Source organism: Dysgonomonas reticulitermitis, assembly GCF_054601275.1.
In genome coordinates this window covers 137,406-160,246 of record NZ_BAAHWU010000005.1, presented here as the reverse complement: position 1 = coordinate 160,246, position 22,841 = coordinate 137,406, and the positions used below count along the sequence as shown (strand labels likewise).

Below are 22,841 nucleotides of genomic sequence, written 5' to 3'. Positions count from 1 at the left end.
ACAAAAGTAAGAATTAAAATTAATTCCTACTCTTTGTCGTATACTTAAATCTGCTTATTCCAAACTATTATTTAGGATATTCGTCAGAAACACTAAGTTTTGCACGTCCTTTAGCCCTGCGGGATGCTAATACTCTGCGACCATTTGCAGTAGCCATTCTTGAGCGAAAACCATGTTTATTTTTCCTCTTTCTGTTGGATGGTTGAAAAGTTCTTTTCATCGCTATATATATTATCTGTTATTATTTCTCTCTACGGATTCGGGATGCAAAAATAGAATGTTTATTTTATATAAGCAAGGATATTAACGTTTTATTTTATCGAAAGTTATAAAACTGTACCCATACTTATGCTTTTCATCCGGTTGATGATCTTCTCTCGACACCAGTGTCCATTGAGTCTGATCTATGGAAGGAAAGAAGGTGTCTGCATCTTCAAATTTATGATGAATACGGGTTAAATAAAGACGGTCTGCCATATCAATCGCCTCATGATAAACACTTCCTCCTCCGATAATAAACAATTGCTCTTCGTTCTTACACAAATCTATAGCCTCACTTATTGACGAAATCATCTCGCAACGGTCAAATTGCAACTCTTTATTACGGGTGATAACAATATTGCGTCGATTAGGCAAAGCTCCTTTCGGTAGCGATTCGAAAGTCTTTCGTCCCATAATTACCGGATACCCTTGAGTAACAGACTTGAAATATTTCAGGTCATTCGGCAAATGGCAAAGGAGATTATTCCCCTTTCCTATCGCATTGTTTTCGTCAACAGCTACGATGATCGATTTTATAGTCATTTTTATTCTTTTATTTATTCTTAGGTTCAAGCCCTATCTTTTTTGCTTTGTCTAATAAGTATGCATAAGCAGCGTCATATTCGTTAGGTATTACTCCGTCCAATATAGCATCTTTGATAGAAGATTTCAACCGTCCTACTTCGGGACCGGGAGTCAGTCCGAATATTTCCATAATCTCCGCGCCGTCTATCGGTGGTTGGAAGTTTCGGACATGATCTTTTTCTTCTATCTCTTTCAGTTTTCCCCGTACAATCTCAAAGTTACGAAGATTTCTCCTTACTTTTTCGGGATTTTTAGAGGTTATATCGGCTTCACACAAGGTCATCAAATCCTCTATATCGTCCCCTGCTTCAAACAAAAGCCTGCGAACAGCCGAATCGGAAGTGCTGTCGTCTACCAGCGATTGTGGACGCATATGCAAAGTTACCATTTTTTGAACATACTTCATCTTCTCGTTGAGAGGCAGTTTCATCCGGCGGAAAATACCGGGAATCATCCGTTCTCCGATGAAATTATGATTATGAAATGTCCAGCCTTGTTTGCCATCCCATCTTTTGGTAGCAGGTTTCGCTATATCGTGCAGGATAGCCGACCAACGGAGCCAAAGATTATCTGTCTTTTTCGCAATATTATCGAGAACAACCAATGTATGATAAAAATTATCCTTATGCCCTACCCCTTCTTTTGTTTCCGCGCCTTTCAGGGCCACCAGTTCAGGAAAGATAATAGACAGTAGCCCTGTTTGATCGAGTTGTAAAAAACCGATCGATGGCTTCGGCGACAGGACTATTTTATTCAGCTCGTCAACAATCCGCTCTTTGGATATAATTTCTATCCTATCTTTATTGCGGGAAATGGCATCGAATGTTTCCGCTTCAATATCAAACCCTAGTTGAGATGAAAACCGGATAGCCCGCAACATACGCAAAGGATCGTCGCTGAACGTAATATCGGGATCGAGAGGTGTCCGGATAATCAGATTTTCCATATCTTCCAGTCCGCCAAAGGGATCAAGCAGTTCTCCAAAGCGGTCTTTATTCAGGCAAACAGCCAAAGCATTGATTGTAAAATCGCGGCGATTCTGATCATCTTCCAAAGTACCATCTTCGACTATCGGCTTGCGGGAATCCCGCTGATAAGATTCGCGCCGGGCGCCGACAAATTCCACCTCCGTATCTTTATATTTGATTTGGGCTGTTCCGAAGTTTTTAAATACAGAGAGACGGGCATTTCTTCCGAGCTTTTTAGCTACAGCTTGTGCAAGTTCTATACCTTTACCAACCGTGACAACATCAATATCTTTGGATGGACGATGTAAGAATATATCCCTTACATAGCCCCCGATGGCATAGCATTCGAGATGCATTTCATCCGACACCTGAGATATCGTCTCAAATATCTTTCCTGAAAACTTCCCTTTTAGTATATCTTGAAATTCAGCCCCTAAATTATTCAGCATTTCTTATTTTTGAAAGAATGTTATTCGAACTGCAAAGATAATAATATCCCTGCAAATTATAGGGAGCCTCAAAAATCACTTTTTGGTATCACCCTCAGGCATATGTTTATATCTGAAAAAGATGGCAAATAATACAGCTACAACTAAAGTCTGCGCGAACGGGGAGTATCGTCTCCTTTGACAATATTTAAGTCTCTAAGTAAGTATCTATTTTATAAACCTTATTTGCAAATTCAAGTTAAATAAGAGTTCTCCATTTTGTTTATAAATAGAACCAAACCCGTGTCTTGTACTACTTGCAGTTTCTAGTTTAGTGTTATTCAGCAAATAATCTTCAAATTCGTTTCTGTTGTAAATGTGATAGCATAAAATATCGCCATCCTCTTTTACAATCAAATATCCGCCTGTCGCATCTAACTCCCCAGTCCAAACCTTGGAGGGCATCATGCCTAGTGCAATATCTGTCAAAAAACGTTTTATTTTATATGAGTAGAAAGGGTGTTTAGTTGAAGTATCAAACTTTAACAGATTAAATTTTGTAGTTTGCTCTACCAAGTCTTTTACAGTAGTATGTTTTGTCGTGTAGTATAAAAGTAAAATATCACTTAATATAGAAGGTAAAGCACTATCAATCAAGGTCAAGTTATTTCCAAAGATAGCACTTTCAAGCTGTTGAAATTCTAAAATACCATTTTTACTTTTAATGGCATTTATTCTATCCATGATTTTACTTTTTGTTGAAATAGCATTAATAGCAAGAATATCGCTGTCCGAAAGGGTTGAGTTTGATATTTTATAGACAAAATTTGTTGTTCTACTTGCATTTAACAGAGTAGAAGCTCCACCCAGTTGAGATTTAATACTAAACCCCAATAAAGGATTAACACCAGTCCTCAAGTCATGAATAACTACTTGTATATCACTTTTCACAGATGAACTGGCTTTGAGAGAATGACAATCAAAAGAATCTATAAACTTCTCCGTTTCTTTATGGGAGAACGACGAACCTGTTGCAATCTTTAGGTGTGATAATAAATTTGATGCTTGTTTATGAAAATCAGAAATTGGAATTTTATACTCTGTTAATCCATTTTTTATCAGAACTAAAGTGCTGTCATAAGAAAACTCATATGTTCCATTTGATTCTGTACGTAAAACTTTAACGATGGGGAATACAAGTCCTTCTATTTTATTTAAGTCCTTATCTCCTGCATAAAGTTTTTCATCTGCAATAATTTTGAGAAGAGTATATACTTCACTCCATTCTCCTTTATTTCCTGTCAACATCTATCCCTAAGTTTAATAAGATTTCTCTGGCTGTAGCTTGAATTGCAGGAACAGCTACAGAATTACCAAATTGTTTGTATGCAGAAGCATCTGCTACCGGAATGAGAAAATTATCGGGAAACCCTTGTAATCTAGCCCACTCTCTAGGTGTCATCTTCCGGATTCCCTCCCGATTAACCTCCCCTTTTATCTTTGTAGTTGGAATAAAGTCGGTTATTCTATCATCAATAACCAAATTCCGTTCCCTACCCATTCCTCCTACAACAATAGCATTTGCAATTCCATCATCCGGAATAATTCCATAACCAAAACCATTACCTTTATCTTCATGTCTTGCCTTATGGGCTTTCAATGTTTGTAAATATTGAGTTGATAAATAAAATTTTGTAGGAACGACCTTTCCTTCTTTTATATCAGCAAAAGTTTTGGTATCATCTGTTGGGATTGGATATGAAAAGTCATTTATATTTAAGTCAGGATGAAATCCAACAATATAAATACGTTCTCTATTTTGAGGTACTCCAAAATTTTTCGCATTTACAATTTGTGGTTCAGGAACATAGTAACCTAAATCTTCACGCAAAACATTAAGTATTGTTTCCAAAGTCTTTCCTTTATCATGGTTGCGAAGTCCTTTCACATTTTCCAAGAAAAAGGCTTTAGGTTGCCTTGTTTTTATTATTTCAGCAACATCAAAGAAGAGTGTACCTCTCGTATCTTCAAATCCGCCTCTTTTTCCTGCTATTGAAAAAGCTTGGCAAGGAAAACCGGCACACAGTATATCGAATTTATCCGGAATATATGCTTTAATTTCAGCTTTAGTTATATCACCAAATGGTACTTCTCCAAAATTAGCTCTATATGTTCGTTGAGCATCTTTATCCCATTCACTGGTAAATACACATTTCCCTCCCAAATTTTGAAGAGCTAACCGAAAGCCTCCTATTCCAGCAAATAAATCTATAAATTTAAACTTAGGCTTTTCATCCGGTAAAAATGGCACATTAAAGGTATTGAATATACCATATTGTAATGCGTCTTCGGCAACCTTACTCGTGATAGTTTCCTTCGGATATTTTGCTGCCAATATATTTTTAGTTGTTTCAATAGCTTCTTTTTTATAGAACTTAGAGACACCATTAGTGCTATTATGGATATAGTGAGTTAATACCGCTTCCTCATTAGATTCAGGCTCTATTAAGCGGATTCTTACATTTTTTCCGTTTATTTCTTCCAGCGATATTCTTTCTGTAAAATTCATTTTTGAATAATTTATAGCTTCTTCTATTTCTAGAATACAAAATAACAAATTTTTATTGATGTCTCTACCCCAAAATCGAAGAACTTTCCATCCTTGTTCTGTTAATTCGAGATTGACTTCTTTATCTCGCTCTATATTACGTTCTATTTTTTTATACCAAAACTCTTGATTTGATTTATGATCATTTTTACGAATAGTCCAATCTTTTCCATGCCAAAATTCACTATCTACAAAGATTGCAATTTTATATTTTTTGAATGTCAAATCAGGTTTTCCGAATACAGATTTATCATTTTTACGATAACGATAACCACGAGCAAATAATGCTCTAGCTAAGGCAGTCTCAATTTTAGAGCCGGTAGCCTTTACAGCTTGCATATTCTTACGTCTTTGTTCTTTGGTTAACTTATCCATAACATCTGTTTTTAGAAAGGCAACATTATTGCCAATGAAAAGACGTTTTATTTTCTCATATCCTTATTAGAAGCATCTTCGATATATCCCCCTGCTTGCGCAGATTCACAATGACGAATAGTATGGGTTTTATCCGTCATTGCGAGAGCTTTGCTCGAAGCAATCCAAATGAAATGAATTTTGTGCGGTTGCCTCAAAAATCACTTTTTGGTATCACCCTCAGGCGTATGTTTATATCTGAAAAAGATGGCAAATAATACAGCTACAACTAAAGCGTATGCCGCAAAGCAAAGCCAGATTGAATGCCAGTCTTTAGCGCCACCGGCATCAGTAAAGAATTTACCGATAAGCATACCGCTAGTCCAGCTCCCTAATACAGCACCGAAACCGTTTGTCATCATCATAAACAATCCTTGAGCCGATGAACGTATTTTGGAATCGGTAGACCTGTCGACGAATAAAGAACCCGAAATATTGAAAAAATCGAACGCCATGCCGTAAACGATACATGAAAGAACGATCATCCACAGACCTCCGGCAGGATCACCGTAGGCAAACAATCCAAAGCGAAGAACCCATGCGAACATACTAATCAGCATCACCTTCTTTATTCCGAATTTTCTAAGGAAGAAAGGAATTGCCAAGATGAATAACGTTTCAGATACCTGCGATATAGACAAAATAATAGTAGAGTACCTTACCACAAAAGAGTCGGCATATTCAGGGATATTTTTAAAGTCGTCGAGGAAAGTATCTCCATAAGCATTCGTTAATTGCAAAGCTGCTCCTAAAAGCATACTAAACAAGAAAAATAATGCCATCTTGTAGTCTTTGAACAATTTGAAGGCATCTAACCCCAACATCTCTGTCAAAGATTTATTCTTACTGGCAGATTTCTGCGGAAGGCATTTTGGTAGAGAGAAAGCATACAAACCTAAAATCAACGCTGTAATTCCTGCTATATAAAACTGATTTTCCGATGCTTTATTCTCCGTAAGGTTTGTCAGCCACATAGCAGCGATAAACCCGACTGTACCCCACACCCGAATAGGAGGAAAATGCTTTACGGTATCTAATCCATTTTTATTTAAAACCGTATATGCAACCGAATTTGACAGGGCCAAAGTCGGCATATAGAAAATCATAGCGAGCAATATAACCCAAAAGAATGTATTAGGATCGTTTACCAACGGCAACGAAAGAAAAGTAGCTCCGCATAATATATGCAAAATTCCGTATAATCTTTCAGCATTGATCCAGCGATCGGCAATAATACCACACAGGGTCGGCATAAAAATGGATGCAATCCCCATAGTTGAAAAAATAATTCCAAAATCTTCACTTTGCCAGTGTTTTGTACTAAACCAATAATTGCCAATAGTGATCATCCATGCTCCCCATATAAAGAACTGAAGGAAGTTCATGAAAATTAAACGGATTTTTATGCTCATCATAGTATTCTGGTTATTTATATTACTTTATTGCTTTTTCTAATTCGACTTCAATTTTACCAAGATTGACACCGTATCGTCCGGTCTGATAAACCATTACATCTTTCCCAAAAAGATTTTTACGCATATCCGGCTCTTTCATAAATGTATGCGAATGTCCTCCGATGATTATATCCAGATATTCGGATTTTTCAGCTATTACCTGGTCTGTTCCGTATCCCGCGTGCGAAACACAAATAATAAGGTCACACTTTTCTTGTTTTTTTAATAGTTCAGCATATCGATTCACTGATTCTATTATCGGGCTAAAAGTCATTCCTGTATATTTATCCTTTTGAACCAAACCTTCGGGATCGACTCCAACACCTATAATGCCTATTTTTAAGCCAAATCTATTCAATATAACATATGGTTTTACCATATCTTTAAGAACAGTTCGCGAAAAATCGTAATTACAGCACAGAATAGGAAAATCGAGCCTTTCGAAGATCATTTTCATTGTATCCAATCCATAATCGAACTCATGGTTGCCAATAACCGTCACGTCATATTTCATCAGGTTCATGGCATCGACTTCCGCCCGCCCTTTAAACATATTAAAATAGGGTGTGCCCTGCACAAAGTCTCCGGCATCGATCAGCAAGACGTTCTCTTCTACACTACGGATACTGTCGATAATAGCTTTTCTATTAACCACTCCTCCCTGACCGGGATTGTATTTATCAGATGCCGGCAAAGGCTCCAAGTGACTGTGCGTATCATTCGTATGAAGGATAACAAGCTTCTTCTGAGCCGGGGCGCTAAGAGATAAACAAAGTATAACAAGCGCGTATATATATTTCTGTTTCATTTCCGTTCTAAATTATTCAATTACAATACGGCCGTCTATCTTGGACGATATCTTTTCGCCGTTCTTTGCCTTTGCTTTTATATAATCCATCATATAATCGCGCAATGTCAGGCCCGTATTCGTAACGGATTCGGCTTTTTTCAACGCTTTCATGCCATCATTCCCCTCCGCCAGATAATCTAAGGTAACGATAGTATAAATCTTGTTCCGGTCTAAAGGAAACCCGTTAACTTTCGCACTCTGTAGTTGCTTATCTTTTATTACAAGCTTTACGTTCCCGGATATGCCTGCGCCTCCTATACCGGCATAACCATCGAAGACCTCTTTCAGATTGGAGCCTTTGATGCGAACAACTACCAATTCATTCTCGAAAGAATATGTACTGAATACATCACCTACTGTTATATCCCCTTCCGGAACAGGCGACCGGTGTCCATGCACATTCATCATCGTCAGATCTACAGGCTGTCCGTCTGTATATTTAGTGTCGAGCCCCAGCATAACATCTGAGGTAAAATTCGTCAGTAAGCTTTCAGGTTTCCCGACAGCCATATATTGAGCAGAGCTCCCAATCACCTGATCCATAACATTCTGCATCCGATGCTTATAGTAAGCCACCGTATCGGCCATTTCTTTATCAGGACGATTAGTACCGGTAACAGGAATGTACTCTCCTTTCATCGAAGTCACAACATATTGCTGAGCATAGCAAGGGAGGAATAATATGATCAACAAAGAGACAAATAGTATCTTTTTCATAAATGAAATTTTAACCCTCAAATATAAAACAATTATAGCTAAGAGCCTGTTTAAATTTTACCAAAACATTTTATTATAGCTCTTTTTTCGTTCATTTTCAGTCTCTTTTTATCTGATTTTTCCCTTTCTTCAGCTTGAATAGCCCGCTATTCGCGCTTCAGAAAAGAAAAAATCATTCTGAAAATAGTTCTGAAAATCGGAACGAATAAAATTTAAACAGGTTCTAAAAAAAGCCACGAAGAAGGGATATATATCACAACCAAAAAACAAAAAAACTGCGGAAATAAATCCGCAGCTTTTATTATTTTATTTATCTCATATTATTGAGCAACCTCAGATCTGCCGTCGTTAGATTCACGGCTGACGAATTTCCAATCTTTGTCACCAACGCACTGGAATGTGTAAGACCAATAACCATTATTATTTGGTAAAACAATACCGGGCTCGCTGAAAATTGTCAGATTTCTGATTTCAGCAAATTGCTCTACACCACTAACCATCGGCTGCGCATCAGGATACTTCAATGTAAGGAATAGAATCAAACCATCTTTAGTTCGCTGATTCATAAAAGCAGTTTTATCTGCGTCCGTAGCATCAGCAGGATAAGTTTTATCCAATTTGCGGTCTCTATCCCTATATGTAATATTCCTATAATTTGCACTAAAACCATAATAGTATTCAGAATCTTTATATGTTGCATTTATCAAGTCCGGATTTTGGGCCGACACCAAATTATTTTGCACATAAGTAACCACCATCATATAGTCTTCTTTGGTCAATGTAAGTATATGTGTTGGATCAAAAACCCATTTACTCTTTTTAGCAGTACTGTCCCAGCCACGAACAAATTGTGAAGTCTGATCCGACAGTGTAGTATTCAACACCCAAGATCCACTTGTGAACGTATATTTCTCAGCATAGAATTCCCCTGCTTTTGTCCTATATACAAGCACTTTTTCCGTACCTTCTACTCCTATCGCGTTTCTTACCAGATATTGAGGGAGAAGATCTTTTGCCTGAGCAGCGGTCATGGTATTTGTAGTTATTTCTAATTCAGTATAATCAGCCGGCTGAAGTGTAATGATATTGGAACCAACCTTTTTCCATGCCCCTCCGGAATATGTATAAGATGCATATTGAGGCACTTTGTTAGGGACATCTATACCAACTGTCGCTTCGCAAACCTTAACTTTGTCAACCTGGAAGGTCGTAGTCTTAACAGGAGTAGTTGTATCATCTCCATCGTACTTAAATGCTATATATACTTTCTTACCCTTATAGGCACCTAGGTCACCCATGCCCGCAGTAGCCAATGTGCCATAACCTGATGCCGGAGCTTTAGGTAAAGTAAATTTATTCGTAATATCTGTCCATGTTGCAGTACCAATACCAGCTTCTGTGCCATCAAAGTTCGTAGATATTTTTATAGACAAACAATCGGCGTTATAATAACCGGCTGTTACAAAAAATGTAAGATATGGTGTTATTGCCGCTTCAAGGTCCACTTGCGGAGTTATCAACCAAGAGGTATTTTTCTCCAGAGGATTACCGTTAGATGTTATCTGCATATATTTATTATTCTCCGTGGCAAAATACTTCACCTGCCATTGTTTTACACCCGACACGTCTTTGTTAATCCAGCCCGGAATGCTGAATGCGTCAGTAGCATATGATTCAAAATCCTCAGAAAAATATACCGGTGTACCTTCCACTACAGATGTCACTGAGTTTTCTGTAGAGTAACTATACTCCAAAGTGACATAATCCCCTTCTTCAGAAGCAGTATAATTAGCAGCAAGAATTAAAGGCAATTTTGCATCAGGAGTTTTCTGCGGATTAAGAGAACTTGCATATAAGTCACTGCCCCATGCCAATTTATAATCACTTGCATTTAAAATATACCCAGCTCCAGACAATCCACTAACAACGGCATCGCGGGCAGCATCATATTTATAAGTAATCTTAGCAGACGACTTCAAATCAGCCGTAAAATATTTACTATTCAATAAATACGGAATCAGTTCAGCCGGAGTGAATTCGGGTGTAAACTTCTTTAATGTAAGCAACTGATTTGCTCGAAGAGTATCGGCCTTAGTCTTATTAGCTTTAAGTCCAGTTGCAATAGTCGTAAAATCTGCATCAACCACAGTATACTCATAAGCGGCGACATTTGTCGGTTTTCCTGAATCATCTAACCAATCCTCATCCACATTGAAGTCCTTACAAGAAAATGCAACAAAGACTACAAACAGTACATATATTATTTTTTTCATATTCTTTCTTATTTAATATTCAACGTTGATTTAGAAGTTTACTTTCAGACCTACGCTCCAAGTACGCCCAAAACCATAATATACCAAAGCATCTCCGGCTAAGCCCGTGCCGCCGTCTTTCGCATCCATAATATATACAGCATCTAATATATTATCAATATTAGCTCTAAATGTCGTATTCAGACCTGCAACTTGGAATTTATAGTTGAAATTCAAATCCCATGTACTATAATCAGGAATTTTCCATGGTTGTGGAAATTTATAATCTTTCCCAAGATCGGACATCTGATCAACGGAGAATGCAGCAAAATTGCGACCATAGAAATTGTAGTCCACTCCAATACGCATATCTCTGAACACCTGATAGTCGGCGCCAAAAGCAAGTGTAGTTTGGGCAGCATTACCCACATGAATTCCTTTCAGATAAACATTTGTTTGCGAAGAAGAAACCTGTCCATTATCACTTATTGCATAACCAGAAGCATTGCTGTCCCATTTCCAGTTACCAAACGAGGCCATACCCATTAATTCTAGATTTCTTAATGGCTTCGCTCTTAATTCAAATTCTACTCCTTGATGTAAAGCATCCACTCCCGATAAGTTAAGAACTTCTCTATCATCTGAATTTGTTTTGGAAATTACCAATGTCTTATCTATCCATTTTGTACGATAAACATTCACTTTTCCATTAAACATGTGATTAACGAATCCGTATCCGGCTTCCATAGAAAATATCTTCTCATTCTTCCCGTCCGGGTTCATGTCGTTACTCTTTTGGGCATTCAAGAAGACTCCTTTTGAATAAAACGGTGTACGCGAAAAGTAACCTATGTTGGTATATACATTATGATTATCAGTCAAGTTATAGTTTGCTCCTCCTTTGATACCAAAACCAGCTTTATTTTTAGTTGCAGATTTTTCATTATCGGCTGCAAACTTTTCGATCCGCCAATAGTTACTCATATTAAACGAACCGGCAATAAACGCATTTAATTTATTTTTTGAGTATTCCGCTTGCCCGAATACTCCTTCCTGCATTACAAATCCGTCATAGTTGCGGTAAACAATATCTCCAACAGTTAACTTTTCATCTACCCATTCAGGATTATCTTTATACTTTCCATCAGTAGCTCTTTGGGGATCAACAAGGAATTTACCTCCAAGTAAATCTACAATTTTGGTTTTGTGAATTCCGTTGTAATAACGAATATCGACACCACCTTGTAGTTCTATTTCATCCGTTATTTTATTAGAATACGTAGATAATAAACCTACCCAGAGGTGGTTATTAATTGCATTCTGGATTGCCAACTGCGAACCATTCGGATTCTCTGCATTTTCAGACATAATTTTACCAAAATCAAGTGTTCCGTATCCTGCTATTTTCCCATCATTCTTACGATAAGGGTAGTCTGTATTTTCTTCATTATTAACATACCCTGCTGTATTAGATCCATAAGCATAATTACGATTTTTTCCTACCCCCGAGTAACCTCCTCCTGAACCAAGAGAGAGGTAAAGAGCTGTGGATAAACTAGATTTAAGATTAATATCCCAAACATGGTTTAACGAAATCTGAGGTTTATGATATTCATTATAGTTAAATGTTTTGAACCGCCCTGAAGCATCGTATCCATAACCTGCATTATACTGATATCTTGAATCTTCCGGCAATTTTGCCCACTCAGATATAAGAAGCTGGTCTTTCCGCTGATTGTGCCACTGAGGAGCGCCAAATGCAGTTAATGACAATGTTTGATTTGATCCAAGTTGTTTTGATATATTCAAAAAGTATGAGTAAGCCTCATAATCTGTAGCTTGGATGTAACCATCGCTCCATGTTTTCGAACCTAACAACGTTACAGCCCAACCATTATCCATCAATCCGGTAGATATATTAAAGGATACTTTATTATATCCATTATTAGCCATTCCGTAATAAACAGAACCACCTTTTCGTGCATCGGTAGATTTAGTGATAATATTGATTGAACCTCCAACAGAAGGAGACGATACTTTTGATGCTCCGAGTCCGCGTTGCACCTGCATTACACGTGTAACATCACCTAGTCCTGCCCAGTTTGACCAATAAAGGCCACCCCACTCCATATCGTTCATAGGCACACCATTTACCATGACGGCAACATTGGGTGAATCAAAACCTCTAACTCTTAAATTTGAGTCTCCATATCCTCCACCCACTTTAGTAGCATATACACCAGGTGTAGATTTTAACATTTCAGGGAACTCCTTTGTTCCTACTTTTATACTTATCACTTCAGCATCGATGGAAGACATCGCCACCGGAGTTTTACGGTCTACGCCAATTGTTGAAGTGATAATCACGTCATTCAGGCCAAAAGATTCTGATTCCATCTCTATTGTTCCCATTTTAAGAGATGCTTCTAATGTCAGAGTTTTGAATCCAACATAAGTAAATTTAAGATTTCCTTTTGCGGAAGATAAGTTAAGTGAAAAGCTGCCATCGACATCGGTTGCTGTTCCTTTTTTCTCTGTTTCGGAATATACAGTCACACCAATTAATGGTTCTTTCGTATCTTTATCCAATACCAGACCTTTTACTGTTACTTGAGAGAAAGCAGTGATGGCACAGAATAAAATACCTACCAATAGAAAAGATAGTTTTTTTTCCATTTTTTTTTCAGATTAAAAATTAATTTTTTGCAGGAGAATATTGTGAGGCATTATGTTCGCATTCCCAGCCGTTATTAGAACAATTACAGCCAGCCTTATTGCAATAAAAGAATAAATAAGAATCATTTAAATAGTAACACTATAATGCGACAATTCTGTACAAATATAAGTTATAATAATTCAAAATATGTAAATAGAATTGTTATTTTTTACGTTTTAACATAATACTCCCCTATACTTTCAGGTAAAGGTAGCCGGACATTGTTTCTTTCCTGTTAAAACACTATTAATATCAGGCAAAATGACAAGTTTGGATAATTTAAGGGGCCGGTCGATCCAAAAACTGCTTGAGTTCATGATATAACCGTTGTATAGGCAATCCCATAATATTATAATAGGATCCTGAAATATATTCAACGGCAATATAACCGATCCATTCTTGTACCCCATAGGCTCCGGCCTTATCCAACGGCTTATATTTAGTCACATAGTATTCGATTTCATCTTCCTGCAATTTGGCAAACCGTACTTCGGACGTAACACCAAACACTTGCTGCTTTTCTTTAGTGGTGATACATACACCGGTAGCAACGGTATGAGTTTTACCTGATAAATCCCGCAACATTTGCTTTGCATCATCTTCATTTTCAGGCTTCCCATAAACTTTGCCTTCAAGCAAAACTATGGTGTCTGCTGTAATCAAGAGAGTATTATCCTCCGGATGATAAGCATCTGCCTTTTTCTTTGCTACATGGATCGCAATATCTTCGCCCTGAAGATAATCAGGAAACGATTCGTCTATGTCACATAAAACTTTTATTTCGTAGTCAAGGTCAAGTCCGGCTAACAACTCTTTGCGGCGAGGAGAGTTCGACGCCAACACTACTTTATATTTTGAAAGATCAAGCATTTGCAAATAAATTTTGACTTTCCAACTCTAATAATTTTTTCTTCACATCCAGCCCGTATGCATAACCGCCTAAGCCTTTTCCCTCGTTTACAACACGATGACAGGGAACAATGATAGCAATATTGTTCCTTCCGTTTGCCGAGCCTACAGCTCTACAGCCTTTAGGCGAACCTATAGCCTGAGCCTCCTGTTTATACGAAACTGTTTGTCCATACGGGATAGTAGACAAATAATCCCATGCCTTCTTCTGGAACTGGGTTCCTTCTTGTTTGAGTGGAAGATCGAAGTCTTTTCTTTCCCGGGCAAAATACTCGTTCAGTTGCCGAATTGCCATATCCAGGACTTTATTTGTTTCCGGCTTTTCGGCAGGTATAGAAGATACAATTCTGACTGACGAGATGCAGCCTTCATTCTCCTCTATTTCTATAATTCCTACGGGAGATTGTAAAAAAGCCTTCATTTTTCTTTTTAGGTTTAATTTCATTCTTTGTCCAACTCCAGTTTATCATCTGTCGCAGACGTTTCAAGAAACGCTTAGATGGCTTATCACTAAGGTAAGATTCTATATGCCGTTTTCTTTTTTCCTCTAATATCTCATCGGTATTTATCAATATACCGGTTTCTTCTACATTGCCAAAAGCATCGTTCACGGCTGTCCCGAAAACCTTCATCTGGGGGGACAAACTCATATACGCATTCACAAGAGGTGGAATATTCAACCCCAATTTGCGTACTGATGTATTTAATATACGATAATCAGACTTGAAGGTCTCCCCGTCAAACAGCCTGCTTAGCTTTCTCTTATCTGTTTCTATCTCCAGAGCTTGTTTGGGCCATACCAACGTATCAGGATCAGGGAAATATTTATTCAGGAAATACAGGATCATATCGCGTGCCTGAGTATTGTATGTATCGTACATGGTTACCTTCCCGAAAAAATATTTCATAGAAGGGTCGGCAACAGACAACGCACCCAAGCCATCCCACAAATTATCCAGGGCAAAAATCCCTTTGGAACCCACTCGTGTAGACTGATATTCAAGTGTTACGAAAGAACGGCCAAGTTCAAACGTATATGGCAGATATTCTTTTATAAACTTCTTGGAAAAATGGAATAAATGAGATGTCGCCAAAATTGGTTCCCCATTGTCGTCGAAACAAATGTCAGGACCACAAATAAACCGGTATCCGCCTATTATTTCTTCGGCATCGGGATTCCACACTATCAACTGTTTGTATGGATTATCCATAACATCGTACTCGTCGATATCAACCTCCTTACCGGTTCCTCCTCCATAATAACGAAAAGCAATCTCCCGCAAACGTCCTACTTCCCGCATCACATTCGGTGAATTATGATGAGTAACAATATAAATTTCATTATTGGCTTTATTAGTGCGCCTAAGAAATTTGTCCTTAGTCAGTTCTGCTTTTAACCGGCTTCTGCCGATCGGAGAGATAATTGTTTCCATCAACTGTTTCTTTTCGCCAAAGTATAAGATTTTTCTTTTACATATTCCGCCCATTGCGCCACACTTTTCGTATCATCAAAAAATGTATAGGGGATAGGGTCTCCAAATATAATAGAAAAACCTGAATTCTTATTTTTAAACATCTCGTCCGGTAAAAGTATTAATTCCACATTAAACTTTATACCTAACATCTTCCTTATATTTGCAAATCTATAAAAGAAATTCGAGTTTTTACCTTCAAAATGTACCGGAACGATATCCCGCTTCGATTCAATGGCCTTTATGATAAAGTTTTTATGCCAATCAAGGTCATATATTTTCCCTTTTTCTTTTCTGGAGCAAAGCCCAGCCGGAAAAGTAACAATCTGATTGTCCGAATCATAAGCGTTCCGCATATCCATTGTCGCCTGCTTAGATTGCCTTCCGTACTTATTGACAGGAAGGAATATAGGCTGGAGATTCCTTATAAAGTAAAGGACATCGTTTACTACATATTTGATTTTCTTATCAAACTTTTCTCCAATCACAGCAGACAAGCATATTCCATCAAGCCCGCCAAGAGGATGGTTCGATGCAAATATATATCGTCCCTCTTTCGGAATATTGTCCAGTCCTTCAACGTCAAGAAACAAATTGAAGTACCCGACTACAGATTGCATAAAATCTACACCTTCTCTATCTGCATAAATTCTCAGAATCTCGTTTAGTTCGTCAATATGAACTTTACGTTTCAGATAGTTTATAATAAAGCGGGGTATTTTATTATAAATTTTTGGAGCTTTCTCTCCTAAAATTTTATCTAAATCTAACTGTAGGGGTTCCTTATTCATTCCTGAATTCAAAATAAACCTTTATGCATACAAAAATAGTTTATTTTAAATTATCTATACTTACGATATTAAAAAAAAGCATAAATAAGTGGTAATATATACTATAACATATACCTTTTAATAAATATAAGCTATTATATTTGCATCTTCATCATATAATTTAATATAATAGGAAATTATGGAAAATAAGATAATTACTCTCCTCTTGTTTGTATCACTTCTCAGTACAAACGTTTCAGGCAATACTGCCGACGAGCCTAAAAAAGGTTCACCAATAGTGACATTAACATCATCAAATTATGATGCTGAAACGGCCAAAGGGCTTGTATTGGTCGACTTCTGGGCTCCATGGTGCGGCCCATGCCGTAAAATGGCCCCTACTTTGGAAGAAATAGCGACAGAATATAAAGGTTCGGTAAAGATAGGCAAACTCAATACTGATAATTACAGAAAATTTTCTGTGGAAAAGAAGATAGAAGCCTTGCCGACAATCGTTATTTACAAAGATGGAAAGGAAATCAAACGCCTCGTTGGATTACGCTCCAAAGCGGAACTGGTAAAAGTAATTGAAGAGATTAAATAAAAAAAACGGCATAATAAAGGAGGTGTCTCAAAAGCGAGATGCCTTCTTTTTTTGTCAGCAGTGTCGATTCCTCTTATATTTGAGATGATATGATGATTAGTTCTTTTGTTATTCATAATTACACAGGTAAGAATAATACAAAACAACTTTTTGACGTAATATCCAAATACATTTGAGGCTGTTCCATACTTTTGGGACAGCCTCTTCTTTTTAGTATTAAAAAAATCTACAACCGTTGCTGATTGTAGATTCTGTATTTTACATCATAGGGCCGCCAGGACCTCCTCCGCCCGGACCTCCAGGACCACGACCTCTCCATCCTCCCCTGCCGCCGCCTTCACCATCCATATCGGATTGTTTAGCTCCGCCCTTGAATATCTGGAATCGGTAAGAGAAGCTAACCATAAAATAACTAGGTAGCGTGTTATATGTAGACTGCGAATAAGATCCGGATAAAACGTTAGGTTGTGAAACTATTTTCTCCCTCTGTTTCAGTAAATCGTTGATAGTAAACTTGAGTGTACCATTTTTCGCTTTGAACAATTGCTGAGATATGGAAGCGTTCCATAACCATTCATTTATTTTGTATCCATTGGAATATCCCGAATTAGTAGTATATCTTATATCTGTACTGAATGTGAGACCGAAATGCAACTGAAGCGTTGTTTCAAAATACCCACCATAGTCAAAGGTGTTTAGATTCATGTCTTTAAGAGATTCTAAACTATTAACAGTATTGCTGTATCCGAAGTTACCCCTTAGTAAAAGGTCTATATTATTTGCTCTTTTTTCATTCCCGTAAGCACCAAACTCGGAACGGTAACGAAGACCCAGATTTTCGGAGATATTGAACGTAGAAGCTGTATTTTTATCTCCATTCGTATAACCATTATTTTGCTGATAGCTGCCACCTGTGCCTGAATTTATTGAGAATTTTCTGTTCGATAATGGTTTATTCATCATCATCCGCAGATTGGCATTCCAGTTGCCGTTAATATTATCATATGTATTCTCTTTAGCTCCGTTCTCTTTGATAATCGTTCTCGACACAATATCGTTGAGTGTAAAGTTGAGATTTCCAAATAGCCCGATCATACTGCCTTGTTCCGGATTGAAGTTCTGGAAACGCAAATTGAATCTGTTATTGAATGCCGGTTTTAGATTTGGGTTCCCCGTTGTTATATTTAGTGGGTCTGATTCGTCTCTTATGTCTGATAACTGGGTGGCCGACGGTTGGTTGGTAGAGCCATCGTAGTTGATTCTTAAATTTTTCTGGCGACTCCATCTATAGTTGAATTGGGCAATCGGTGCATAGTTGAACACATTGTTCGAAACTTCTGATGATTCATTAGGAGTGATGGTTGTACTTTTCGATTTGGATGGTTGTAGTGCAAATCCGATTGTATAATCATATTTTTCGCGCACAGCTTTGAAGTTTGCCCTTATTTCTTGGTTGGTAAAGTCATTCTCCAGTTTTTTTGTAGCAGAGGGGTCAATATCTGTATAATTCCCTAAACCATCATTCATATATGTATTTCTGTCCGATTCTGTATGGTTTTTTCTGAATGAATAGGTCAATTGTAGGAAATTATTGTTTCCTATAGGTTCTACATAGGATGCATAAGCTCTCCAGTTGTAACCGTCATTTTTCAGATTATAAATTTGGTCTTTTGCTCCTATCGAATCGCCACTGGCTACCTTGTATGTGGTTTGTGACCAATTAGCGCCGTCGCTTTCGAGATCATTATATCCTCCTGATAAGCTAAAGCTCAGGACGCGTCCTTTTTTCCCTAATTCACGGCTTACCTCTAACCTTCCGGATAGATTTTTACTGGTTCCGTCGGAGTATGTTTCCGAGTTACCCCAGTTTACAGTGTCTGCAGGATTGATCAGTGTTGTTAAGTAATCACTTTTCTGTATATTAGTGTTTTTGCCATATTGAAAATTAGGGCTAAAGATGATTTTTGTAGCGGTGTCGGGTGACCATTCGAAACGAAAGTCTCCATTAAAGTTGTTACTTTTATTTACGCCCATATTTTGCCTGTTTTCGTATTGGTCTTTCCTCAAGCCTGTTACTGTGTCAGTTCTATAAGTCTGGGTAAAGGTACTTTGTTGCACATCGTTACTGGTGTCTCCATAACGGATATTTCCGCCCCATTTCAGCTTGTCGGAAGGATTAAGAGCAAAGTTAAATCCTCCACTTGACGATCTGGATAATCCGTATCTTCCGCCAAAGTTCATTCCTCCTCCTCTCATTCCCCTGAAAGAGTTACCAGCATTATCGGTGAATCCTTCGTTGTTTGTATTGTTGGCTCCTCCAAGAAGGGTAAACTGACTTTCGTCCCGCATATAATTGACTATTCCACTTAGCCCGTATCGGTCTTCACTTCCTGCTCCGGCTGTACCACTACCATAAAGACCCTCTTTCATTCCTTTCTTTATTGTGAGGTTGATAACGGTTTCTTCTTCTCCATCATCAAACCCTGTCATTTGTGCCATGTCGGATTTCCGATCTAATACTTGAAGTTTTTCCACTATTTGTGCAGGAAGATTCTTTGAAGCTACTTTTGGGTCGCTACTGAAAAATTCTTTCCCGTCTACAAGTATTTTCTTTATCTCTTTTCCATTTACTGTTATTTTCCCATCCGTATCCACTTCTGCTCCTGGTAATTTCTTCACAAGGTCTTCAATTACGGCATTTTCCTGAACCTTGTACGAATCGGCATTGTATTCTACCGTGTCACCCATCACTTTCACTTCTATGGCCTGTGCTGTAACGACTGCTTCTTTCAGAGTAATTCCATCCTCTTTCAGATATATGTCCCCCAATGCGGTTTTATTTCGGGTGTTTACATTGTAGTACTGATCCAGATAACCCAGAAAAGACACTTGAGCAATATAATTGCCTTGTTTTACGCCAATACTGAATTTTCCGTCCGATGCTGTTACACCGCCTGTTACATATGTACTGTCTTTTGCATTTAAGATACGTATGCTGGCTAATTCTATGCTTTCTTTTGTGGCATCGTCAAATACAGTTCCTGTTATATTTGCGGTTTGCGATTGTGCGTTCAATTGGAATAGTGTGCACAAAAATAGGAGTAGTGGAATATTCCTTTTCATTATTTCTTTTTACTAAAGATGAATTTATTTTTAGAACTGAGACTTGGACTTTGAAAGAAATAAAAGGTTTAATCCCTTTTTATATTTTTATTCTTTTTGTTTTCATTTTTTTTCAAAAGATAAAAATCATTTCAAAAAAACTATCTTTGTGTTTGAAAATTATTCATTAATAAAAACAAACAGAAGCTTGCTTCACTTCATTATATGGCAAAGAAAACGGTTCAGAAAAAGAAAAATCAGGGTAAGTTTTCATCCTTTCTGGAAACAATAAGGAAAGAACGTTCCAAGTTCCTCATAGGCGTATGCCTTGCTTTTATAGGTGCTTATGTTTTGTTGGCAGGAATTTCTTTCTTTGTTACCGGAGCAGCCGATCAAAGCAAGGTTGTAAATAAATATTTCTTGGATTTGATATCTCACAAACAGGAAATTAGCAACTGGACAGGTGTTGCCGGGGCTTTTGCTGCCGAAAGGCTTATAAACCAGTGGTTCGGTATATTTGCCTTGCTTATTCCTGCCTATTTTATATTAATGGGGCTAAAGCTTATGCGAGTGTTAAATATATCGGCAATACGTTCTTTCTTGTTATTTACTTTTGCTCTCATCTGGGGTTCGATTACAAGTGCATTTGTCCTCTCCCGGTTATTTACTGATAGCCATATTATATGGGGAGGAGCCCACGGCCAATATATAGAACAGCTTTTAGAGGCTACTTTAGGTATGCCGGGCATGATCATGGTTATATTACTTTTGTTAATAATATTCCTGATTATTACCAAAAAGGCATCTATGGAGTTCTTCCGGGGTTTGTTCAAGAATCCGTTAAAATTAAATTCCGGAGTTTCGCAAGAACCCGGATACGAAGAAGAAATTGTAGAGGAAGAGCCTGAAAAAGAAAAGAAAAATTGGTTTGCTTTTCTGAAAAGAAAGAAAAAAGAAGAACCGGAGATAGAAGAACCGCAAGATATTTTGCCCCCAATTACTGAAAATCACTCCCCAAAAAGAACTCAATCGGTTAAGGTGGATGAAGATTTTGAAATTGTAGTTCCGAAAGATGAGGAGTTTGTTTCTCCTGTGAAAAAAATGCCGGCTGCGGTTGAAACGGAAGATGAAGCGCAAGATGCTGTTCAAGATATATTGCCGGAGGATGAAGAAATGGAAGAATATGATCCTACGAAAGATTTATCAAATTTTCATTTCCCATCCACAGATTTGCTGAAGGTGTATGATACTACAGGTAAAGGCGTGAATATGGATGAGCAGAATGCTAATAAAAGTAAGATCATCACTACCTTGCAGAACTATGGTATTGAGATAACTTCTATTAAGGCAACTGTCGGCCCTACTATCACCTTGTATGAAATAGTACCCCAAGCAGGAGTGCGTATTTCTAAAATCAGAAATCTGGAAGATGATATTGCCCTTAGTTTGTCGGCTCTCGGGATTCGTATTATTGCACCGATGCCGGGTAAGGGAACTATCGGTATAGAAGTGCCGAACAAAGATGCGCAAATTGTATCTATGCAATCGGTAATAGCTTCCCGTAAGTTTCAGGAGTGTACTTTCGATCTCCCTGTGGCTTTGGGTAAAACCATCACGAATGAGATATTTATATTCGACCTGTGTAAAATGCCTCACTTGCTTGTCGCAGGAGCCACAGGGCAGGGTAAGTCGGTTGGTTTGAATGCTATCATTACATCCTTGCTTTACAAGAAACATCCTGCGGAAATGAAGATGATACTTGTAGACCCTAAGATGGTTGAGTTTAATATTTATTCCCGTATCGAGAAACATTATCTGGCAAAGTTACCCGATGCTGAGAAAGCAATTATTACAGATGTGACGAAGGTGACTCAGACCCTAAACTCATTGACGAAAGAGATGGATGACCGTTACGAATTGTTGATGAACGCGGGGGTACGTAATATAAAAGAATATAACGAGAAATTCCGTAAACGCCGTTTGAATCCGTTAAAGGGACATCGTTTCCTTCCTTATCTTGTTATTATCATCGATGAGTTCGGAGACCTGATAATGACCGCCGGAAAAGAAATAGAAATGCCTATTGCCCGTATTGCCCAAAAAGCACGCGCCGTAGGTATGCATATGGTGATTGCGACACAGCGTCCAACCACAAATATTATTACAGGTACAATCAAAGCGAACTTCCCTGCGCGTATGGCGTTCCGTGTGACATCGCAGATAGACTCGCGTACTATTCTCGATATGTCCGGAGCCAATCAGTTGATAGGGCGCGGAGATATGTTGTTTTCACAAGGGAGTGATCTGGTGCGTATACAATGCGCATTTGTGGATACCCCTGAGGTTGAAGGGATCTCAAGATATATTGGTGAGCAACAAGGGTACTCGCAGGCATTTGAATTGCCTGAATATGTGGGTGAGGCTAGCGAAGATAAAATGGGGAACGTTGATCTTAACGACCGTGATCCTTTGTTCGACGAAGCTGCACGGCTTATAGTAGTACATCAACAGGGTTCGACATCCCTTATTCAGCGGAAGTTCTCTATCGGGTATAATCGAGCGGGTCGCCTGATGGACCAATTGGAGGCTGCCGGAATTGTAGGGCCGACTCAAGGCAGTAAGCCGCGTGATGTGCTTGTTCAGGATGAATATAGTCTGGAGCAAAGGTTGAATTCTTTTCAATAGCCGATTTGGACAAAATCATAAAAAATATGCGATCGTATAAATACTT

General features: G+C 38.1%; 17 protein-coding genes. 2 read left to right on the top strand and 15 right to left on the bottom strand.

The features are described 5' to 3' along the window. Positions 1-67 precede the first annotated feature (67 nt). The 14 genes from rpmH to ACYPZI_RS04430 form a co-directional block, all read right to left on the bottom strand. Positions 68-220 carry a 50S ribosomal protein L34 gene (rpmH, locus tag ACYPZI_RS04495; RefSeq protein WP_459599035.1) on the bottom strand — a complete coding sequence of 51 codons (153 nt, stop codon included), beginning with the start codon at positions 218-220 and terminating at the stop codon, positions 68-70. A gap of 83 nt (positions 221-303) precedes the next feature. Beyond that, the gene (locus tag ACYPZI_RS04490) at positions 304-804 is read right to left on the bottom strand and encodes a dihydrofolate reductase (protein WP_459599033.1); all 501 of its coding nucleotides are present in this window, start codon (positions 802-804) and stop codon (positions 304-306) included. 10 nt (positions 805-814) lie between these two features. Further along, positions 815-2,263 (bottom strand): CCA tRNA nucleotidyltransferase, encoded by a 1,449-nt coding sequence (locus tag ACYPZI_RS04485; RefSeq protein WP_459599031.1) that lies wholly within the window; start codon positions 2,261-2,263, stop codon positions 815-817. 207 nt (positions 2,264-2,470) lie between these two features. Further along, positions 2,471-3,550, bottom strand: coding sequence for an HpaII family restriction endonuclease (locus ACYPZI_RS04480; RefSeq protein ID WP_459599029.1), 1,080 nt, complete (start codon positions 3,548-3,550; stop codon positions 2,471-2,473). Next, entirely contained in the window at positions 3,534-5,225 is a 1,692-nt protein-coding gene (gene vsr / locus ACYPZI_RS04475) for a DNA mismatch endonuclease Vsr (protein ID WP_459599027.1), read from the bottom strand. Before vsr ends, ACYPZI_RS04480 begins: the two co-directional genes overlap by 17 nt. 200 nt (positions 5,226-5,425) lie before the next feature. Beyond that, positions 5,426-6,676, bottom strand: a complete 1,251-nt coding sequence (locus tag ACYPZI_RS04470; protein WP_459599075.1) for a nucleoside permease — start codon at positions 6,674-6,676, stop codon at positions 5,426-5,428. 22 nt (positions 6,677-6,698) lie between these two features. Continuing rightward, entirely contained in the window at positions 6,699-7,526 is an 828-nt protein-coding gene (locus tag ACYPZI_RS04465) for a bifunctional metallophosphatase/5'-nucleotidase (RefSeq protein ID WP_459599025.1), read from the bottom strand. Positions 7,527-7,538: 12 nt separating this feature from the next. Then, positions 7,539-8,285 (bottom strand): 5'-nucleotidase C-terminal domain-containing protein, encoded by a 747-nt coding sequence (locus tag ACYPZI_RS04460; protein ID WP_459599023.1) that lies wholly within the window; start codon positions 8,283-8,285, stop codon positions 7,539-7,541. 320 nt (positions 8,286-8,605) lie between these two features. Beyond that, on the bottom strand, positions 8,606-10,558 hold the full coding sequence (locus ACYPZI_RS04455) for a choice-of-anchor J domain-containing protein (protein ID WP_459599021.1): 1,953 nt from the start codon (positions 10,556-10,558) through the stop codon (positions 8,606-8,608). Positions 10,559-10,588: 30 nt separating this feature from the next. Then, positions 10,589-13,213 carry a TonB-dependent receptor gene (locus ACYPZI_RS04450; RefSeq protein ID WP_459599019.1) on the bottom strand — a complete coding sequence of 875 codons (2,625 nt, stop codon included), beginning with the start codon at positions 13,211-13,213 and terminating at the stop codon, positions 10,589-10,591. 319 nt (positions 13,214-13,532) lie between these two features. Then, on the bottom strand, positions 13,533-14,123 hold the full coding sequence (locus ACYPZI_RS04445; RefSeq protein ID WP_459599017.1) for a Maf-like protein: 591 nt from the start codon (positions 14,121-14,123) through the stop codon (positions 13,533-13,535). After that, the gene (locus ACYPZI_RS04440; RefSeq protein ID WP_459599015.1) at positions 14,116-14,583 is read right to left on the bottom strand and encodes a methylated-DNA--[protein]-cysteine S-methyltransferase; all 468 of its coding nucleotides are present in this window, start codon (positions 14,581-14,583) and stop codon (positions 14,116-14,118) included. The genes ACYPZI_RS04445 and ACYPZI_RS04440 overlap by 8 nt, the downstream gene beginning before the upstream one ends. Next, the gene (locus ACYPZI_RS04435; protein WP_459599013.1) at positions 14,531-15,595 is read right to left on the bottom strand and encodes a GNAT family N-acetyltransferase; all 1,065 of its coding nucleotides are present in this window, start codon (positions 15,593-15,595) and stop codon (positions 14,531-14,533) included. Before ACYPZI_RS04435 ends, ACYPZI_RS04440 begins: the two co-directional genes overlap by 53 nt. Then, the gene (locus ACYPZI_RS04430; protein ID WP_459599011.1) at positions 15,595-16,425 is read right to left on the bottom strand and encodes a 1-acyl-sn-glycerol-3-phosphate acyltransferase; all 831 of its coding nucleotides are present in this window, start codon (positions 16,423-16,425) and stop codon (positions 15,595-15,597) included. The genes ACYPZI_RS04435 and ACYPZI_RS04430 overlap by 1 nt, the downstream gene beginning before the upstream one ends. A gap of 178 nt (positions 16,426-16,603) precedes the next feature. Here ACYPZI_RS04430 and trxA point away from each other — a divergent pair, with 178 nt between their 5' ends. Next, positions 16,604-17,008 carry a thioredoxin gene (gene trxA / locus ACYPZI_RS04425; protein ID WP_459599009.1) on the top strand — a complete coding sequence of 135 codons (405 nt, stop codon included), beginning with the start codon at positions 16,604-16,606 and terminating at the stop codon, positions 17,006-17,008. A gap of 258 nt (positions 17,009-17,266) precedes the next feature. On the opposite strand, the gene ACYPZI_RS04420 is transcribed toward trxA, so the two are convergent. Continuing rightward, positions 17,267-20,131, bottom strand: a complete 2,865-nt coding sequence (locus ACYPZI_RS04420; RefSeq protein WP_459599007.1) for an outer membrane beta-barrel protein — start codon at positions 20,129-20,131, stop codon at positions 17,267-17,269. A gap of 204 nt (positions 20,132-20,335) precedes the next feature. Here ACYPZI_RS04420 and ACYPZI_RS04415 point away from each other — a divergent pair, with 204 nt between their 5' ends. Then, entirely contained in the window at positions 20,336-22,795 is a 2,460-nt protein-coding gene (locus ACYPZI_RS04415; protein WP_459599005.1) for an FtsK/SpoIIIE family DNA translocase, read from the top strand. The last annotated feature ends 46 nt before the right edge of the window (positions 22,796-22,841 follow it).

What these genes read in the sequence shown, in the direction of transcription:
- rpmH (WP_459599035.1), bottom strand. Translation starts at nt 220, where the DNA reads ATGAAAAGAACTTTTCAACCATCCAACAGAAAGAGGAAAAATAAACAT.
- ACYPZI_RS04490 (WP_459599033.1), bottom strand. Translation starts at nt 804, where the DNA reads ATGACTATAAAATCGATCATCGTAGCTGTTGACGAAAACAATGCGATA.
- ACYPZI_RS04485 (WP_459599031.1), bottom strand. Translation starts at nt 2,263, where the DNA reads ATGCTGAATAATTTAGGGGCTGAATTTCAAGATATACTAAAAGGGAAG.
- ACYPZI_RS04480 (WP_459599029.1), bottom strand. Translation starts at nt 3,550, where the DNA reads ATGTTGACAGGAAATAAAGGAGAATGGAGTGAAGTATATACTCTTCTC.
- vsr (WP_459599027.1), bottom strand. Translation starts at nt 5,225, where the DNA reads ATGGATAAGTTAACCAAAGAACAAAGACGTAAGAATATGCAAGCTGTA.
- ACYPZI_RS04470 (WP_459599075.1), bottom strand. Translation starts at nt 6,676, where the DNA reads ATGAGCATAAAAATCCGTTTAATTTTCATGAACTTCCTTCAGTTCTTT.
- ACYPZI_RS04465 (WP_459599025.1), bottom strand. Translation starts at nt 7,526, where the DNA reads ATGAAACAGAAATATATATACGCGCTTGTTATACTTTGTTTATCTCTT.
- ACYPZI_RS04460 (WP_459599023.1), bottom strand. Translation starts at nt 8,285, where the DNA reads ATGAAAAAGATACTATTTGTCTCTTTGTTGATCATATTATTCCTCCCT.
- ACYPZI_RS04455 (WP_459599021.1), bottom strand. Translation starts at nt 10,558, where the DNA reads ATGAAAAAAATAATATATGTACTGTTTGTAGTCTTTGTTGCATTTTCT.
- ACYPZI_RS04450 (WP_459599019.1), bottom strand. Translation starts at nt 13,213, where the DNA reads ATGGAAAAAAAACTATCTTTTCTATTGGTAGGTATTTTATTCTGTGCC.
- ACYPZI_RS04445 (WP_459599017.1), bottom strand. Translation starts at nt 14,123, where the DNA reads ATGCTTGATCTTTCAAAATATAAAGTAGTGTTGGCGTCGAACTCTCCT.
- ACYPZI_RS04440 (WP_459599015.1), bottom strand. Translation starts at nt 14,583, where the DNA reads ATGAAGGCTTTTTTACAATCTCCCGTAGGAATTATAGAAATAGAGGAG.
- ACYPZI_RS04435 (WP_459599013.1), bottom strand. Translation starts at nt 15,595, where the DNA reads ATGGAAACAATTATCTCTCCGATCGGCAGAAGCCGGTTAAAAGCAGAA.
- ACYPZI_RS04430 (WP_459599011.1), bottom strand. Translation starts at nt 16,425, where the DNA reads ATGAATAAGGAACCCCTACAGTTAGATTTAGATAAAATTTTAGGAGAG.
- trxA (WP_459599009.1), top strand. Translation starts at nt 16,604, where the DNA reads ATGGAAAATAAGATAATTACTCTCCTCTTGTTTGTATCACTTCTCAGT.
- ACYPZI_RS04420 (WP_459599007.1), bottom strand. Translation starts at nt 20,131, where the DNA reads ATGAAAAGGAATATTCCACTACTCCTATTTTTGTGCACACTATTCCAA.
- ACYPZI_RS04415 (WP_459599005.1), top strand. Translation starts at nt 20,336, where the DNA reads ATGGCAAAGAAAACGGTTCAGAAAAAGAAAAATCAGGGTAAGTTTTCA.